Genomic DNA, 14,721 nt, shown 5'->3' with positions numbered 1-14,721 from the left:
TAATGCTATGAAGTACTAAGAGGAAAAGAATTAGGACTTTAAAAACCAAACTATACATGAAAACAAATAGACTAGAAGCATTTAGCGATGGTGTACTAGCCATTATCATAACAATTATGGTTTTGGAATTAAAAGTGCCAGAAGGCAATGATTTGGCAAGTTTAAGTCCTATTATTCCAACTTTTGTGACCTATATTTTAAGTTTCATTTACTTAGGCATTTATTGGAACAACCATCACCATTTGATGCATGTTTCTGAAGTGGTTAACGGCAAGGTCTTGTGGGCAAATCTGCACTTGCTTTTTTGGCTCTCTCTGTTGCCATTTGCTACAGGTTTTATGGGAGAAAACCATTTTGAACAAATACCTACAGCAGTTTATGGTTTTGTTCTTTTTATGTCAAGTATCGCTTGGACTATTTTAATAAAGACATTAAGTTCTCATCATGATGAACAAACTAAGCTGAGGAAAGCATACAAAAACGAATGGAAAACACACCTCTCCCTAGTACTTTATGGTTTAGGTACAGCAGCAAGTTTCATCAAACCAATTTTTGCAATCCTAATTTATGTTTTAGTTGCCGCACTTTGGTTTATCCCGAATAAAACAGTAGAAAAAATTTAAAACTAAAGTTATGACCGACCCACGATTTCCCATATTGACGCAAAAACAAATCAGCATTTTAAAAGAATATGGCACTGTAGAAGATTTTGATGTACAAACACTGGTTTTCAAGGCAGGTGATTTAACGTATGACTTCTTTGTTGTGCTTGAAGGAGAAGTATGTGTGATGGACGAAACGGACAAAGTAAATATTATTGTCACTCACGGTATTAATGAATTTACTGGTGATAACAGTATGTTATCTAGTAAAACTGCTCAATTTAATGCCTATGCAAGCAAAGGCTCTACGCTATTACGGATTAAACCAGATTCGCTCAAAGAATTGATTTCCAAACAAAGCGACATTGGAGATGTATTGCTAACTGCATTTATCCAAAGGCAGGAGACAATGCTCAAAGAGTTTGATGGAGGCATTAAAATTATCGGAACAGAAAAATCTAAGGAGACCTATGCGCTTAGGGACTTCATGGATAAAAATCATATTTGGCATACTTTTTTAAACGTTGAGCAATCCCCTGAGGCCTATCAATTACTAAAAAATTTTAACCTTGATGAAAGTGATTTACCTATAGTATTGGGTGCTTCGGGTGAATTGCTCAAAAAACCAACTATAGCAGAATTAGCTGAACACACTGGTGTTTTGGTTGACTTTGGTGATGAGTTATATGATGTTTTAGTGGTTGGTGCTGGCCCGTCTGGTCTTGCAGCATCCGTTTATGCTGCTTCTGAAGGGCTAAGTGTTGTTACAATCGATAGCAACGCACCTGGAGGACAGGCAGGAAAGAGTTCAAAAATTGAAAATTATTTAGGTTTCCCAACTGGTATTTCAGGAAGTGATTTAGCCAATAAAGCCTTTATACAAGCCCAAAAATTTGGCTGTCATATTTCAATTCCTCACAGAGCGGAAAAAGTAATATACAATGGTGATTATTTCACGCTTTTGGCTTCAAATAACAAACAGGTCAAAGCAAAAACAATAATCGCAGCAACAGGTGCAAATTACCGGCGTTTACCCATTGAAAATATTGAGAAATTTGAAGGTAGAGGTATTTACTATTCTGCCACAGGAATGAATGCAGCAGCGTGCAATAATGAAATTGTAAGTGTTGTTGGAGGAGGAAATTCCGCTGGACAAGCTGTGCTTTTTTTGGCGGAATACGCCAGAGAGGCACACATTATAATTAGGGGCAATGATTTGGGGTCAAAAATGAGTGACTACCTCGTTCAGCGAATTGAGGCGACACCAAATATCACCATCCATAAAGAAAGTAATGTCGTTCAGCTTAATGGTGAAAATCACCTAGAGTCCCTGATTTTAGATACTAATGGAGAACGACAAACAATTTGGATTTCAAACCTGTTCACTTTTATCGGGGCAAAACCTTGTTCTGAATGGCTCAATGGAATCATATCCACAGATGAAAAAGGTTTCATCTATACTGGACCCGATGTAACTGCTGATGAAATGACTTCTTGTTCTATTTATGAGGAAAGAAAACCTCAGTCATTGGAAACAAGCATTCCAGGATTCTTTGCTGTCGGAGATGTACGAAAAGGTTCAGTAAAAAGAGTAGCATCTGCTGTAGGGGAAGGTTCTATGGCAATTAGCCAAATACACCGATACTTGGCAGAAAGAAAAGTGAAAGTCTAGTACAATATGCAAGATTCAAAGGTTTATTGTGAGCACTTGAATATTGTGGATTTTAAAACCACTAAAAAGAAAGTGTGTGAGGAATGTGTAAAGATTGGCGGTAAGTGGAATCATTTACGATTATGTCAAACTTGTGGTGCGGTGCTGTGTTGCAACTCATCCCCAAACAAACACGCCCAAAAACATTTTGAAGAAACGGGGCATCCCGTAGTGACATCAATTCTTCCAAAACCATGGTCAAGATTTGCTTGGTGCTATCAAGATGAAATCAAAAAAAATATAACCAAATGAAAATCAAAAAATATTGATTTTCTGTGAACTCCTTTAAAACTGTAAAAGTAGCCCCGGCAAGAATCGAACTTGCATCTAAAGTTTAGGAAACTTCTATTCTATCCATTGAACTACGGGGCCATTCCTAAAAATGGATTGCAAAAATATGTTTTTTCAAGAAATTTACACGTGAACTTTCGCTTTCAGCCCAACAAATAAACTAAATGAAAATTAACGGGAAGCTGTTTTTTCATGTTGAAGTATCTTTTCCAAATAATTTCTGGACAAAGGTTTATCAACATAACCAGAAATCAATTTGTGTTCTTTAGCAATGGTTCTATCCTTTGTATTTACAAATGCAGAAAGAATATAGACTCTTGGTAATTTATCTCTTTTGAACAGATTCCGAAGATTCTCTAAAAAGGTCCATCCGTCCATACCATCCATTACCAAGTCCAAAAAGATGATATCTGGCAGCTTTCCATCATTCTCGAACATATCAAAACAGGTGGAGAGTCCTTCTTCTCCACTAGAGCATGTCACAATATCAAATTCGGCATGAGATTGTTGAATACAGTACCGCGTAGCAAATTGCGACACCAAGTCATCATCAATAATACAAACAGTAAGTTTCATTTGGGGTTTTTTAGACTGGGGAGCTTCAGCAACAAAGCTACTACCTTCTAAAAAAAATAGGAATCATGTTCGTCGTTTTGCAATAATTCCCCGTTAAAATCAACTTAATGAGGTAATTTATCCCTCAAAACCCCGTATAAAAAAGCCCCTAGGATAGCGCCAAATAGTACTATCAAAATAGTCCAAAATCCTGCTCCGGCCAGCACATACATGGGCCCTGGACAAGCTCCCGCCAATGCCCATCCTAATCCAAACAAGATACCCCCTACAGCATATCTGGTGAATGAACGTTCCTTATCAGCAATTTTTATTTGCTCTCCAAAAAAAGATTTGCTTTCCGATCGTTTCACCCATTGCACAAAGATTACACCCAATAATACAGCTGAACTAATGATTCCATACATATGGAAAGAATCAAATTGGAACATTTCATAAATTCGGAACCAGGATGCGGCTTCAGATTTATAAAGCACAACACCAAAAAAGATTCCCACAATAACAAAACCCAAACTTCTCATAATCAAAAAATTAATGGAAATAATACGTGAACCATAAAAAGTCCTCCAACAAAAAAGCCGATTACGGCTATCAATGAAGGTAATTGAAGATTGCTCAATCCTGAAATAGCATGTCCTGATGTACATCCGCTTGCATAACGAGCCCCAAAACCTACCAAAAGTCCCGCCACAAGTAAAATAATCCAAACTTTAGGTTGATTAAGCGCTTCAAAACTGAAAAGTTCGGTGGGCAAATAGCTTGTACCAGCACTGTTGAACTTAAGTTCGTGTAGCTTTTCAATAGTATTTGATGAAATTTCCACTGAAGCATTTGGAGACAGAAAATGAGCTGCAACAAATCCTCCAATTATTGCACCCAAAACTACCAATAAACTCCATTTTTTAGATTTGAGGTCTATTTTAAAATAATCCACAAACTTCCCTGCTCCACCTATGGAACAAAAGGTTTCTAGATTTGAGGACATTCCAAATCGCTTCCCCATCAAAATCAAAATTGCCATGATCAGGGTAATAAGAGGGCCCGAAACATACCAAGGCCAAGTTTGATATAACATCTTCTTCTATTTTGAGCAAAAATGAAGAAAAACACCCAGAAAACAAATTTGTCCTAGGTCCTATCTACTTTGAAATCCCAAATTTTTTAAGGATATCCTCCAAGAGACACCATTTGGTCAAAGAGGACTGCAGTAGGTTTACCCCAACAAAAGCTGTGAACCAGAGCCAATTTATATTTATATAAACGGCCAAGATCAAGCTGATCAAGATAAAGCTTCCCGCTACACCACGTACAATTCTATTTCTCATTTCTTTGTTTTTTATATGGTTCGTTCCACTGGAATTTCGACTGCCCTTATGGGATTAGTACCAGTGCTCTGACCATTGAACTCCTCCAAATATTTAAACAACTCTGTCACCTTTTCTTCATCTGTGAAAGAAAAAAACAGATTGGATGCAGCCCCGCCCCTTTCACTGGGAAACCAACTGCTGGAATAAAGCAAAGAGGGGATATTCTTATACCCATCAATGTCAGATCCACTGAAGTTTTTTATTCCTGCCTTTTTGAAAAGTTTGAAAACTTCACTTTTATATTCCTCAACGGTCGTTACAAGTATCATTTTCATTGTCTAGTCGTATTTTTTACGTTCAATCATATAATAGACCAAGGGCACTACCAGAAGCGTCAAAACAGTGGATGCAATGGTTCCTCCCATCAAGGAAATGGCCAACCCTTGGAAAATGGGGTCAAAAAGTATCACAAAGGCTCCTATGACCACGGTACCCGCAGTGAGCAGAATAGGTGTGGTCCGCACTGCCCCTGCTTCAATCACCGCTTGTTTAAAGGGTACGCCATCTTTAAGTCTCAGATTGACAAAATCGATCAAAAGCACGGAGTTTCGCACCATAATTCCCGCTAGGGCAATCATCCCAATAAAGGAAGTTGCGGTAAAAAATGCCCCCAGAATCCAGTGGCCCAATACTATTCCGATCAAGGAAAGGGGTATGGCCACCATCATCACCATAGGTGCCTTAAAGTTCTGGAACCATCCTACGATCAACATATATATAATGACGATCACACCCAAAAACGCTATTCCCAGATCCCTGAACACCTCCAGTGTAATCTGCCATTCCCCATCCCATTTTACGGTGTAATCATCCTCAAAATCGGGCTGCTCCATATATAGCTCGTTGATGGAGTAACCCTTTGGCAATTCCAATTGGTTCAATTTATCCGTCATGCCCAAAATGGCATACACGGGGCTTTCCAGTTTACCGGCCATATCCGACATGACATAGACCACTCTTTTTTGGTTCTTTCGATAAATGCTCTTTGCCTTGATCTGTTCTTTGATATTGACCAAATCCCCCACTGAAACCATATTGCCCTGTGTTGATGCAATCTTCAATTGCTGAATCTTGTCCAGATTGGATTTTTCCTTTTCGGCAATGGTCAATAGAATGCCTATTTGATCATAGGAATCCTCACTATATATGTGGGTTATGGGGTTGCCTCTAAAAGCCATGCCCATGGTCTGTACGATCTGTTGGGGGGTAATGCCATAAAGCATTGCTTTTTCCTTGTCTATGACAAAGTCAAACTCTTTCTGATCATCTTCCACCATCCAATCCACATCCACCACATCGGCCGTATTTTCCAAAATGGCTTTTACCATATCGGCAATTTCTATCTGCTTTTCATAGTCCGGACCGTACACTTCGGCGACAATGGTGGACAAAACCGGAGGTCCCGGTGGCACCTCCACCACTTTTATATTGGCATGGTACTTTTTGCCCAGTTCTTGAATTTTTGGACGGAGTAATTTTGCAATGTCGTGGCTTTGGTCGCTTCGGTCATGTTTATCGGTTAGATTGACCTGGATATCTGCCATATTGCTACCTCCCCTAAGATCATAATGCCTTACCAGGCCATTAAAGGTGATAGGTGCTGATGTACCCACATAACTTTGATAGTTGACCACTTCTGGACGTGTGGACAGATACGCCCCAACTTCCTTGGCCACCACAGCGGTTCGTTCCAAGGTTGTACCTTCGGGAAGGTCTATCACCACCTGAAATTCATTCTTATTGTCAAAAGGAAGCATTTTTACGGCTACCGATTTTGTAAAGAACATGGCAATGGACGCCATCAACAGGAAAAAAGTAATGCCCAAAAACAACCAGCGCTTTTTGCGATTTTCTATCAATGGTCTTTCAAACCTATCATACATTCTATAAATGAATGAATCTTGCATTTTGGCAACAGGTTTTTCCTCTTGCTTTTTATCCTTCTCCCTCAAAAAGAGATATCCCAAATACGGGGTGATGGTCAATGCCACAAAAAGGGACAGTAACATGGCTATGGAGGCCCCAATGGGCATGGGCGACATATAAGGCCCCATCAAGCCTGAAACAAAGGCCATGGGCAACACAGAGGCTATTACCGTAAAGGTTGCCAAAATGGTCGGGTTCCCAACCTCGTTGATGGCATACAGGGCCGCATCTTTGAACGGCAATCGTTTCATTTTAAAATGGCGGTGCATGTTCTCCGCTATAATAATCGAATCATCCACCACGATACCGGTCACAAAAACCAGGGCAAAAAGGGTGATTCGGTTAAGGGTATAGTCCAACATATAATAGCTGAGCAGGGTCAGGGCAAACGTAATGGGCACGGACAGGAACACTACCAGTCCTCCTCGCCATCCCATGGCCAGCATCACTACAAAAGTTACGGCAATGATGGCGCCGATTAAATGCAACAACAGCTCTGATACTTTTTGGGAGGCCGTCTGTCCATAGTTTCGGGTCACTTCCACATGAACCTCATCTGGAATAAGTGTGGTTTTCAACCGTTCCACTTTTTCAAGTACGATATCGGCTATTTTCATGGCATCGGCACCTTTTCGTTTGGCAACGGAAATGGTCACCGCAGGATATTCGGATTTAAACTGTTCCGATTTTTCATTGGCCGCTCCAAAACCCAAAGAAACATAGTTTTTAGGCAGTTCTGGACCGTCTGTCACACTTGCAATTTGCCTCAAGTAAACAGGCTGTCCCTGTTTGGTCCCCACGATAAGGTTTTCCAAATCTTGTTTGGATCCCAAAAAATTTCCGGTACTGATATGGAATTCGGTATCGTTGGCATAGAAGTTCCCAGAATCCATCTGTTGGTTGTTGGCCTTCACCATTTGCGCAATAGCGAGAAAGTCCAACCCGCTTTCGGCCATTTTATCTTTGTCGACCTCCACGCGAAGCTGGCGATTGCGTCCTCCGATCTTTTTGGTAATGGAGACATCGTTCACCTTCTCAATTTCATTCATGAGCTCTCCCGAAATCTCCCGAAGCTGAAAATCATCATAACTTTCACTCCAAAGGGTAAGGGCCAGCATGGGAACATCATCAATGGCCCGTGTCTTTACCAAGGGCATGGTAACCCCTTCGGGCATTTGGTCCATGTGCTTATTGATCTCATCATAAAGCCTCACCAAGGACCGCTCTATATCTTCCCCCACATAAAACTGGACAATGACCATTCCTTGTTCTTTCATAGAGGTGGAATACACATATTCGACCCCTTTGATATTGGATATGATCTTTTCAAGGGGTTTTGTGATTCTCGATTCGACCTCCGTAGGGCCTGCCCCAGGGTATCCCACAAAAATATCGGCCATGGGCACATCAATCTGTGGCTCTTCTTCCCTTGGGATCAAAAAAGAGCTGTACACCCCAATGACCATGAAAACAATCATCAAAAGCACCGTTAATTTAGAGCCGATAAAACCTCTCGCTATTTTTCCTGCAAGTCCGTCTTTCATTCCTACCTGTTTTTAGGTTATTGTATGGTTACTTTTGCTCCATTGAACAGTTTTCCTTCGGCAGAGACAATATACTTTTCGTCTTTTGACAATCCGGACAGCACCTCCACTTCCTCTCCATGAACATCGCCCAACCTGAGCCATCGCAACAGTGCTATGTTATCCGCTCCCACTGTGTAAATCCCGGATAGTTGCCCTTGATGCACCAAGGCTTTGGACGGAACGGTCACCATTCCATCACCGCCGCCGCTCTCCATATCCGTCTCAAGCCTTATGGTTGCATACATCCCTGACAATATCCCCGTCTCCGCCTTGTCCAACATTACTTTCATCACATATTGACCGCCCGTATTTTGGGCCGAAGTGCTCAACTCGGTCACTTTACCACTTATAGTGGTATCCAGCGCTTTTATAAAGACTTGGGCCTTCATACCCACAGCTATGTTCCCAATTTTGTTTTCATCCACTTTGGCCTCCACCTCAAAATCACCGGGGGACTCAACGGACACCAAGGGCATCCCGGGATTTGCCATATCACCTTCATCCACATAGGTATTGGTGACCACCCCACTGAAAGGGGCCCGTATATTGGCATAGGCAAACTGCGAGTTGACCTCGTTCTTCATTTGATTGGCCGCTTCAAGTCGGGCTTTGGCCATTTCAAAGCGGGCCGTCATATCATCGACCTCTTTTTGGGAAGCACTGTTCTCCCTAAAGAGATTGGTAAATCTCTCATAATCCTTTTTTGCATTGGTATAGGCCACGTTCGCCTCAGTGATCGATGCTTCCACTTGGGCACTTTTTGCCCTTAGATCAACATTATTGATGGAAACCAGCAAATCCCCTTTCTTTACCTTTTGGCCAATTTTGACCGAAAGCCTTTCCACGTGTCCCATCATTCGAGTACTTAGGGTGGCATTATTGATCGTGGTTATTTGGCCACTCCCCGCCAATATGGAAGATTCACCCCCAAAGGTCGCTTCAGAGACGGACACCTGTATGGGCTCGGATTCGTTCTGTACCGACTTTTTATCTCCGCCGCATCCCAAAATCGTCAACCCTAAAAGGGTTGCTGCAACTGTTTTCTTATAGGTATATCTATTTTTCATATTGATTTTATTCTTTGGTTAAAAAAGTAAGTAAGGATTGGGCTTGATTGAATTCGTAAACGGTTTGGTAGTACATCAGTTGTCTTTCTGCATATAGGGCCTCTGCCATTAACAGATCTGTGGTTTTTTCCAGTCCCTCCTTGAACCTATTTGTTCGGATCCGCAATGATTCCTCGGATTGCTCCATGGCCAGTTTGGAAGTTTCCAATTTTCCCTGGGCATCTTGTGCCATTCTTTTGGCCCGTTGCAGTTCCATGTTGCTCTTGGACAGGTATTGTTGGTATTCTTGCTTGGATTTTTCATAACCGGCCTTGCTTTTTCCGGTTTTTGCGAACCTTTGTGCACCTTTGAACACATCCCAGCTTAAGCTGGCCCCAAAAAGATATCCCTTGGCATCGGCCTGAAAAATTTCATCATCATACATCTCATAGCGGGCAAAAGCATTGAGCGTGGGCAAAAATGTCATCTTATCGGCCCTCATATTGGCCTTGTATGCTTCCGAAACAAGGTTCATGGCCTTCACATCAGCCCTGTTCTCAAGTGCGCCCTCCGCATTATTGTCAACATTTTTAGGGACAAGTTTTTCCGAAGGGCCATATACCACATTGGTGTTTTCGTTCATCAAAAAAGCGATATAGTCCGATGCATTTTGGACATTGCTCTTTGCCGTTTGAAGCTGATTGGCCACTTCTGTGACCCGTACCTTGGCCTGAAGCAGGTCGGATTTTTGCAATAATCCTTGGTTGTACCGGTCCTCGGCCATATCATGATTGGCACTGGCCGCTTCATGGGCCTTTTGCAAGACCTCTACGGCCACGTAGGCCAATTGTAATTGGGAATAGGCCTTTTCCGATTCAAAATCTAGATAATCCCGTGTTCTTACCGTTTGCAGCTGTCTTGCTTCCATAGTGGTCTTGGCCGCCTTGCGCTGATAAAATCCATCAACATTGATCAAGGGCTGCTCCACGGAGATCCTGGTGGCAAAACTTTCTATTTGATCGGGATCGTTCAACATCGATGGCGCAAAATCCGCCTGTGTCAAAATTTCTTGGTTCAATTTGGATCCAAAGGCCATTAACGGGTTGGTTGTTGCCATACCGGTGTGCGAAACAGAGATTTGCGGCAAAAAAACGGCGCTGGAAAGGTTATAATCGTATTTTGCCATTTTTGCCTCCTGCTCGGACACTTTTATACTGGCATTGGACTTTTGGACCCTTGCCAAGACCTCATCCAAAGTAATCTCCATTTGGTCTTGGGAAAATCCATGCCCGTATACCAAGAAGAACATCACTAAAATTAGAATTCGTTTCATGTACTTATTTAATTTGAGCCAAAATTAGAATCATGGAATTACACCTACAGTAACATGAGTTACCGAGTTTATAGCCCATCCTGAATAATTGAATCTGGAACGATCTATGGAAAGTAAACTTTACGCCTTACGGGTTCCTCCATGCCCTCCGGCAACAATGATCAAAACCTTTAGGCTCAAATAGATGAACTTAAAAAATTGAATCACCGGATTCATCATCACAAAACGTTTGTATTTGGAAATTCTTCGTGTCATTTTTTTCTATTCTGGGATTAGCCACCAAAAGGGTTTCATTTTTGCTTTATAAATAAAGGCATGGTGTAGGGCCAAGGTTTTGCCTACCCTACTTTTTCCTTAAGAAAAGAAATGTAAAAGGTTTGATACCGCAGCTATACGCAACAACCACTTAACACTTACTCATATGAATCACCGAGTCCGGCAATTTTTATATGAGCAAATATTCTATTTTTTTCCGCTGTTCATAAGTGCTAGTACAGCGGCGACCAACACAATTACAACCAGTGCAAAAAGTCCTATCATCCAAATACCGTTTTCCCATGAAACCAAAGGAATGGATAGAAGAGTTTTCATATATAAAGGTTTTAATATCATCAAATTTAATGGCTATAGTTTCTTGAAATCATGATAATTCTCATGAATAGCCCCTTAAAATTTCTTGAAATCATCTGATGATGACCATGCTACAACCTTAAACAAAAAAACCGCCCTCAAATTAGGACGGCTTTTTTATCAACCAACCAAGAAACCTATTTTTAACCTTATCTTCCATTATAATGAAAGGATAAATCAAGGTATGCTCAAAACTACAGGTTATTGTGCAATCTTTTGGTAACCTCAGTTACACAGTACTATCTATTTTTATAGTAACTTTAAGTTTGCTATATCTCATGAACAGAAGAGCTTTTACTCATAAGTTATCATTGGCATCCTTGGCCAGTTTATTAGGCGCCGAAGTAGTATTTGGTCACAAACTCCCCAAAGGCTATATGCCGTTGGGCCTACAAGACCCCGATCCTTTTAAATTGTTCCATAAAGACAAAGAAATGGTTGTTCTTAATAACCGTCCGTGGAATATGGAAGCCAAGGCCCACTTATTGAACGATAGGGTCACCCCAAACAAGTACATGTTCATCAGAAATAATGGGAAGATTCCTGAAAATATTGACACAGCCCGTTGGACACTTACTATAGATGGAGAAGCTGTCAAAAACAAAAAAACCTATTCCCTTTCCGATTTAAAAACCAAATTTCCCCAACATACCTATCAACTCACCTTGGAGTGTGGGGGAAATGGACGAAGCGAATTTAATCCGCCGGCAAAGGGCAATCAATGGACGGTGGGTGCTGTTTCCTGTGCCAACTGGACCGGTGTTCGACTTCGAGATGTTTTGGAGGATGTAGGGATAACATCAGATGCAGTTTATATTGGTTATCATGCAGCTGATACGCACCTAAGTGGGGATCCTAACAAAGAACCTATTTCCAGGGGTGTTCCCATATCCAAAGCCTTGCAAGATGAAACCCTGTTGGCTTTTTACATGAATGGAGAAGAAATTCCATTAGCACATGGTTTTCCATTACGACTGCTATGCGGAGGATGGCCTGCATCGGCATCCGGAAAATGGATCAATCGATTGAGTATACGGAACAAAGTCCACGATGGGGCTAAAATGAGTGGCACTTCGTATCGTGTACCCTGTGAAACTGTAGCTCCGGGGAGCAAGGTGGAAGATTCCAACATGTGCATTATTGAGTCCATGCCGGTAAAGTCCCTGATCACGTACCCAAAAAGCGGCGCTTTGCTCAAAGAAGGTCAAACATTAAACATGAACGGTCATGCATGGGCAGGAGAATTGGAGGTTTTGAAAATGGAATATTCCATCGATTTTGGCAGTACTTGGCAAAATTGTTCCTTGGAAAAACCTGTTAATCGATTAGCTTGGCAACATTTTGAAGGATCCGTATCATTTCCAAAAAAGGGCTATTATGAAATTTGGGCAAGAGCCACAGATTCCGAAGGAAAAAGTCAACCCATGGTGTTGCCGGGCTGGAATCCCAAAGGATACTTGAACAATGCCTGCCATAGAATTGCGGTTAAAATTGTTTAGCCATGGGAGATCAATTTAAAGATCAAGTAAAAAGATTGTCCCGCATACTGTTTGCATTTGTCCTATTACTATTGATGTTGTTCACAGGCTTGTTTTATATCGCCAATAATACCGATGCCTTTACATCTGAAGAAATAGCACCACAAGAAATTGTTGAAGCAGACGATACCATAAAAAACGGTATTCATTTGGCCACCGGTTTTGTTGATGATAAAGGAATGCAATTGACCATTCAAAATTGTACAGGTTGTCATTCTGCACAATTGGTCACCCAAAATAGAATGAGCCGAGAAGGATGGGAAGCTACCATTAAATGGATGCAGGAAACACAAAATCTTTGGGACCTAGGTGCCAATGAGGAAGCCATACTAACTTATTTATCCAAAAACTATGCACCAAAAGCAAAAGGAAGAAGGCAGAATTTAGAAGGAATTGAATGGTACGAACTTGAATAAAGCTATGAACAGCTATCTAGATGCATTTGTAAATGGTTTTTTGAATACTACGTCATGGACATGGAAATCGATTCTATTCCAAGTTCCATGGTACACCAATTATTTCTGGGGACTCATTTTAATTTCGCTCTTAGTTTGGTTTCTGGAAATACTTTTTCCATGGCGCAAAGAGCAATCCATTTTTAGAAAGGATTTTTGGCTGGATGGATTCTATATGTTCTTTAACTTTTTCCTGTTTGCCATAATCATCAGTGGTGTTTATGATATGCTCAAGGTACTTTTTAATGAAATCGGCATCACGGCCCGAAGTATTGCCCTGATCGATACTTCTTCATGGCCCGTTTGGACGGAATTGCTATTGTTCTTTATCATTTTAGATTTTGTACAATGGTTTACCCACGTATGCCTGCATAGATTTCCTGTTTTATGGCAATTTCATCAGGTGCACCATAGTGTAAAAGAAATGGGGTTTGCGGCCCACCTGCGCTACCATTGGATGGAAAATATTCTTTACAAGCCTCTAAAAACGTTTGGGGTGATGCTTTTGGGCGGATTTGAACCAGAGCAGGCCTATATTGTTCACTTTGCCGCTATTGCTATTGGACACTTCAATCATGCCAATATTAAATTGACCTGGGGCCCGTTAAAATATGTCTTCAACAACCCTGTGATGCATCTGTACCATCATGCCTATACCCTTCCCAAAGGTTCATTTGGAGTGAATTTTGGTATCAGCCTGAGTCTTTGGGACTACATCTTCAGAACCAATTATATTCCTGAAGACAGTGGGACTATAAGCTTGGGATATCCTGGGGATGAAACTATGCCCAAAAGTTTTTGGGGGCAATTGATCCATGGTTTTCGAAATGGAAAAAAATGACTGTATCAACCAAAATGAATACGGCACCAAATTGAATTAGCTCCAAGCCCTGTAACCTCCTCTAAGGTCGTAAACTTCTAAAAAACCCATATTTATTAGCCTTTTTGCAGCTTTTTGGCTTCTATTCCCCGACTGGCAATACACGTAAACGGGTTTGGTCTTATCAAATTTGGAAAAGGCAGCTTCAAAAGATGATCTTTGAAAAAAATCAACATTTTTGGCCCCTTTGATATGGCCTGAACCATATTCTCTTGGAGTTCTAACATCCACCAGTTGAACTTTACCCTTCGTGATTCCTTTTTTATAATCTTCTTTGCTTAAAACTTTAATGGAATCTGATGAATCGGAACCACCAAACAAAAAACTTAATATTGACATGATATTTTTTTGTGCAATTTAACCCAGCTTTCAACCTATGTCAGTAACGAGAGTTACATATATTATTTATCGCTTTGCCAATCTGAATAGCCGCCAGTGTAGTCGTAGATTTTTATAAAGCCCTCGCTTTTCAATATTTCTGCTGCGCGATTACTACGTCCTCCCATTTTGCAATAGAGATAAACAGGTTGTTCCTTATCCAACGTATTGATTTGCTCTAGAAATGAAGCATCATTTACATTGAAGTTCACTGCATCATCAATATGTCCGTTTCTGTATTCCTGAGGAGTTCTTACATCTACCAACTGCACATCCTTACCAATAACATCGGCCTCAACGGTTCCTTTATCTATTCTGATGATTGTTTCTTCATCCTGGGAACGACAGGATGTCATCCATAAAACACCTAAACAACATAACGTAAGTTTGGCCAAATAGCCCATA

The 14,721-nt window shown here is 41.0% G+C and carries 18 protein-coding genes and 1 tRNA gene; 6 read left to right on the top strand and 13 right to left on the bottom strand.

All coding sequences use genetic code 11. The features are described from left to right. Nucleotides 1-56: 56 nt before the first annotated feature. Genes HJC33_RS07995 through HJC33_RS07985 form a run of 3 tightly spaced genes read left to right on the top strand, consistent with a single transcriptional unit; the run spans nt 57 to nt 2,565 of the window. Entirely contained in the window at nt 57-623 is a 567-nt protein-coding gene (locus tag HJC33_RS07995) for a TMEM175 family protein (protein ID WP_171658285.1), read from the top strand. A gap of 10 nt (nt 624-633) precedes the next feature. Continuing rightward, entirely contained in the window at nt 634-2,274 is a 1,641-nt protein-coding gene (locus HJC33_RS07990) for an FAD-dependent oxidoreductase (protein ID WP_171658284.1), read from the top strand. A 6-nt stretch (nt 2,275-2,280) separates the two neighbouring features. Further along, complete coding sequence (locus HJC33_RS07985) at nt 2,281-2,565, top strand: UBP-type zinc finger domain-containing protein (RefSeq protein WP_171658283.1); 285 nt, start codon at nt 2,281-2,283, stop codon at nt 2,563-2,565. Between the two features lie 48 nt (nt 2,566-2,613). Here the strand turns inward: HJC33_RS07985 and HJC33_RS07980 are convergent. The 11 genes from HJC33_RS07980 to HJC33_RS17435 form a co-directional block, all read right to left on the bottom strand. Continuing rightward, a tRNA-Arg gene (locus HJC33_RS07980) sits at nt 2,614-2,685 on the bottom strand. Nucleotides 2,686-2,775: 90 nt separating this feature from the next. After that, nucleotides 2,776-3,180 carry a response regulator gene (locus HJC33_RS07975; RefSeq protein WP_171658282.1) on the bottom strand — a complete coding sequence of 135 codons (405 nt, stop codon included), beginning with the start codon at nt 3,178-3,180 and terminating at the stop codon, nt 2,776-2,778. Between the two features lie 104 nt (nt 3,181-3,284). Then, nucleotides 3,285-3,698 (bottom strand): DUF6691 family protein, encoded by a 414-nt coding sequence (locus HJC33_RS07970; protein ID WP_171658281.1) that lies wholly within the window; start codon nt 3,696-3,698, stop codon nt 3,285-3,287. A 2-nt stretch (nt 3,699-3,700) separates the two neighbouring features. Continuing rightward, nucleotides 3,701-4,252 (bottom strand): YeeE/YedE family protein, encoded by a 552-nt coding sequence (locus HJC33_RS07965; protein ID WP_171658280.1) that lies wholly within the window; start codon nt 4,250-4,252, stop codon nt 3,701-3,703. A 64-nt stretch (nt 4,253-4,316) separates the two neighbouring features. Continuing rightward, entirely contained in the window at nt 4,317-4,502 is a 186-nt protein-coding gene (locus tag HJC33_RS07960; RefSeq protein WP_171658279.1) for a YgaP family membrane protein, read from the bottom strand. An 11-nt stretch (nt 4,503-4,513) separates the two neighbouring features. After that, entirely contained in the window at nt 4,514-4,819 is a 306-nt protein-coding gene (locus tag HJC33_RS07955; RefSeq protein WP_171658278.1) for a hypothetical protein, read from the bottom strand. Nucleotides 4,820-4,822: 3 nt separating this feature from the next. Beyond that, the gene (locus HJC33_RS07950; protein ID WP_171658277.1) at nt 4,823-8,014 is read right to left on the bottom strand and encodes an efflux RND transporter permease subunit; all 3,192 of its coding nucleotides are present in this window, start codon (nt 8,012-8,014) and stop codon (nt 4,823-4,825) included. A gap of 17 nt (nt 8,015-8,031) precedes the next feature. After that, the gene (locus HJC33_RS07945) at nt 8,032-9,123 is read right to left on the bottom strand and encodes an efflux RND transporter periplasmic adaptor subunit (protein ID WP_171658276.1); all 1,092 of its coding nucleotides are present in this window, start codon (nt 9,121-9,123) and stop codon (nt 8,032-8,034) included. Between the two features lie 7 nt (nt 9,124-9,130). Further along, entirely contained in the window at nt 9,131-10,435 is a 1,305-nt protein-coding gene (locus HJC33_RS07940; RefSeq protein ID WP_171658275.1) for a TolC family protein, read from the bottom strand. 120 nt (nt 10,436-10,555) lie between these two features. Next, on the bottom strand, nt 10,556-10,690 hold the full coding sequence (locus HJC33_RS17440; protein ID WP_262888102.1) for a hypothetical protein: 135 nt from the start codon (nt 10,688-10,690) through the stop codon (nt 10,556-10,558). A gap of 207 nt (nt 10,691-10,897) precedes the next feature. Next, nucleotides 10,898-11,026 (bottom strand): hypothetical protein, encoded by a 129-nt coding sequence (locus HJC33_RS17435; protein ID WP_262888101.1) that lies wholly within the window; start codon nt 11,024-11,026, stop codon nt 10,898-10,900. Between the two features lie 317 nt (nt 11,027-11,343). Between HJC33_RS17435 and HJC33_RS07935 the strand changes: the two genes are divergently transcribed. From HJC33_RS07935 to HJC33_RS07925, 3 genes are read left to right on the top strand one after another with little or no spacing between them, the layout of a single operon-like run. Further along, entirely contained in the window at nt 11,344-12,564 is a 1,221-nt protein-coding gene (locus HJC33_RS07935; RefSeq protein WP_171658274.1) for a sulfite oxidase, read from the top strand. A 2-nt stretch (nt 12,565-12,566) separates the two neighbouring features. After that, on the top strand, nt 12,567-13,019 hold the full coding sequence (locus HJC33_RS07930) for a monoheme cytochrome C (protein WP_171658273.1): 453 nt from the start codon (nt 12,567-12,569) through the stop codon (nt 13,017-13,019). 4 nt (nt 13,020-13,023) lie between these two features. Further along, nucleotides 13,024-13,899, top strand: a complete 876-nt coding sequence (locus HJC33_RS07925) for a sterol desaturase family protein (RefSeq protein ID WP_171658272.1) — start codon at nt 13,024-13,026, stop codon at nt 13,897-13,899. Nucleotides 13,900-13,935: 36 nt separating this feature from the next. On the opposite strand, the gene HJC33_RS07920 is transcribed toward HJC33_RS07925, so the two are convergent. Both HJC33_RS07920 and HJC33_RS07915 read right to left on the bottom strand, forming a co-directional pair. Beyond that, nucleotides 13,936-14,277: a rhodanese-like domain-containing protein gene (locus HJC33_RS07920; RefSeq protein WP_171658271.1), complete on the bottom strand. Its 342-nt coding sequence runs from the start codon at nt 14,275-14,277 to the stop codon at nt 13,936-13,938. Nucleotides 14,278-14,339: 62 nt separating this feature from the next. Further along, nucleotides 14,340-14,720 carry a rhodanese-like domain-containing protein gene (locus HJC33_RS07915; protein ID WP_171658270.1) on the bottom strand — a complete coding sequence of 127 codons (381 nt, stop codon included), beginning with the start codon at nt 14,718-14,720 and terminating at the stop codon, nt 14,340-14,342. Nucleotide 14,721: the final 1 nt, after the last annotated feature.

This window comes from Flagellimonas amphidinii, assembly GCF_013090115.1.
GTDB lineage: Bacteria > Bacteroidota > Bacteroidia > Flavobacteriales > Flavobacteriaceae > Flagellimonas > Flagellimonas amphidinii.
The sequence above is the reverse complement of the archived record's forward strand: the minus strand, read 5'-3'. Positions and strand labels throughout refer to the sequence as shown.

Excerpts from the sequence above, each read along its gene's own strand:
- HJC33_RS17435 (WP_262888101.1), bottom strand. The coding sequence starts at position 11,026 with ATGAAAACTCTTCTATCCATTCCTTTGGTTTCATGGGAAAACGGTATT.
- HJC33_RS07975 (WP_171658282.1), bottom strand. The coding sequence starts at position 3,180 with ATGAAACTTACTGTTTGTATTATTGATGATGACTTGGTGTCGCAATTT.
- HJC33_RS07925 (WP_171658272.1), top strand. The coding sequence starts at position 13,024 with ATGAACAGCTATCTAGATGCATTTGTAAATGGTTTTTTGAATACTACG.
- HJC33_RS17440 (WP_262888102.1), bottom strand. The coding sequence starts at position 10,690 with ATGACACGAAGAATTTCCAAATACAAACGTTTTGTGATGATGAATCCG.
- HJC33_RS07940 (WP_171658275.1), bottom strand. The coding sequence starts at position 10,435 with ATGAAACGAATTCTAATTTTAGTGATGTTCTTCTTGGTATACGGGCAT.
- HJC33_RS07955 (WP_171658278.1), bottom strand. The coding sequence starts at position 4,819 with ATGAAAATGATACTTGTAACGACCGTTGAGGAATATAAAAGTGAAGTT.
- HJC33_RS07930 (WP_171658273.1), top strand. The coding sequence starts at position 12,567 with ATGGGAGATCAATTTAAAGATCAAGTAAAAAGATTGTCCCGCATACTG.
- HJC33_RS07950 (WP_171658277.1), bottom strand. The coding sequence starts at position 8,014 with ATGAAAGACGGACTTGCAGGAAAAATAGCGAGAGGTTTTATCGGCTCT.
- HJC33_RS07960 (WP_171658279.1), bottom strand. The coding sequence starts at position 4,502 with ATGAGAAATAGAATTGTACGTGGTGTAGCGGGAAGCTTTATCTTGATC.
- HJC33_RS07965 (WP_171658280.1), bottom strand. The coding sequence starts at position 4,252 with ATGTTATATCAAACTTGGCCTTGGTATGTTTCGGGCCCTCTTATTACC.
- HJC33_RS07945 (WP_171658276.1), bottom strand. The coding sequence starts at position 9,123 with ATGAAAAATAGATATACCTATAAGAAAACAGTTGCAGCAACCCTTTTA.
- HJC33_RS07920 (WP_171658271.1), bottom strand. The coding sequence starts at position 14,277 with ATGTCAATATTAAGTTTTTTGTTTGGTGGTTCCGATTCATCAGATTCC.
- HJC33_RS07995 (WP_171658285.1), top strand. The coding sequence starts at position 57 with ATGAAAACAAATAGACTAGAAGCATTTAGCGATGGTGTACTAGCCATT.
- HJC33_RS07970 (WP_171658281.1), bottom strand. The coding sequence starts at position 3,698 with ATGAGAAGTTTGGGTTTTGTTATTGTGGGAATCTTTTTTGGTGTTGTG.
- HJC33_RS07985 (WP_171658283.1), top strand. The coding sequence starts at position 2,281 with ATGCAAGATTCAAAGGTTTATTGTGAGCACTTGAATATTGTGGATTTT.
- HJC33_RS07935 (WP_171658274.1), top strand. The coding sequence starts at position 11,344 with ATGAACAGAAGAGCTTTTACTCATAAGTTATCATTGGCATCCTTGGCC.
- HJC33_RS07990 (WP_171658284.1), top strand. The coding sequence starts at position 634 with ATGACCGACCCACGATTTCCCATATTGACGCAAAAACAAATCAGCATT.
- HJC33_RS07915 (WP_171658270.1), bottom strand. The coding sequence starts at position 14,720 with ATGGGCTATTTGGCCAAACTTACGTTATGTTGTTTAGGTGTTTTATGG.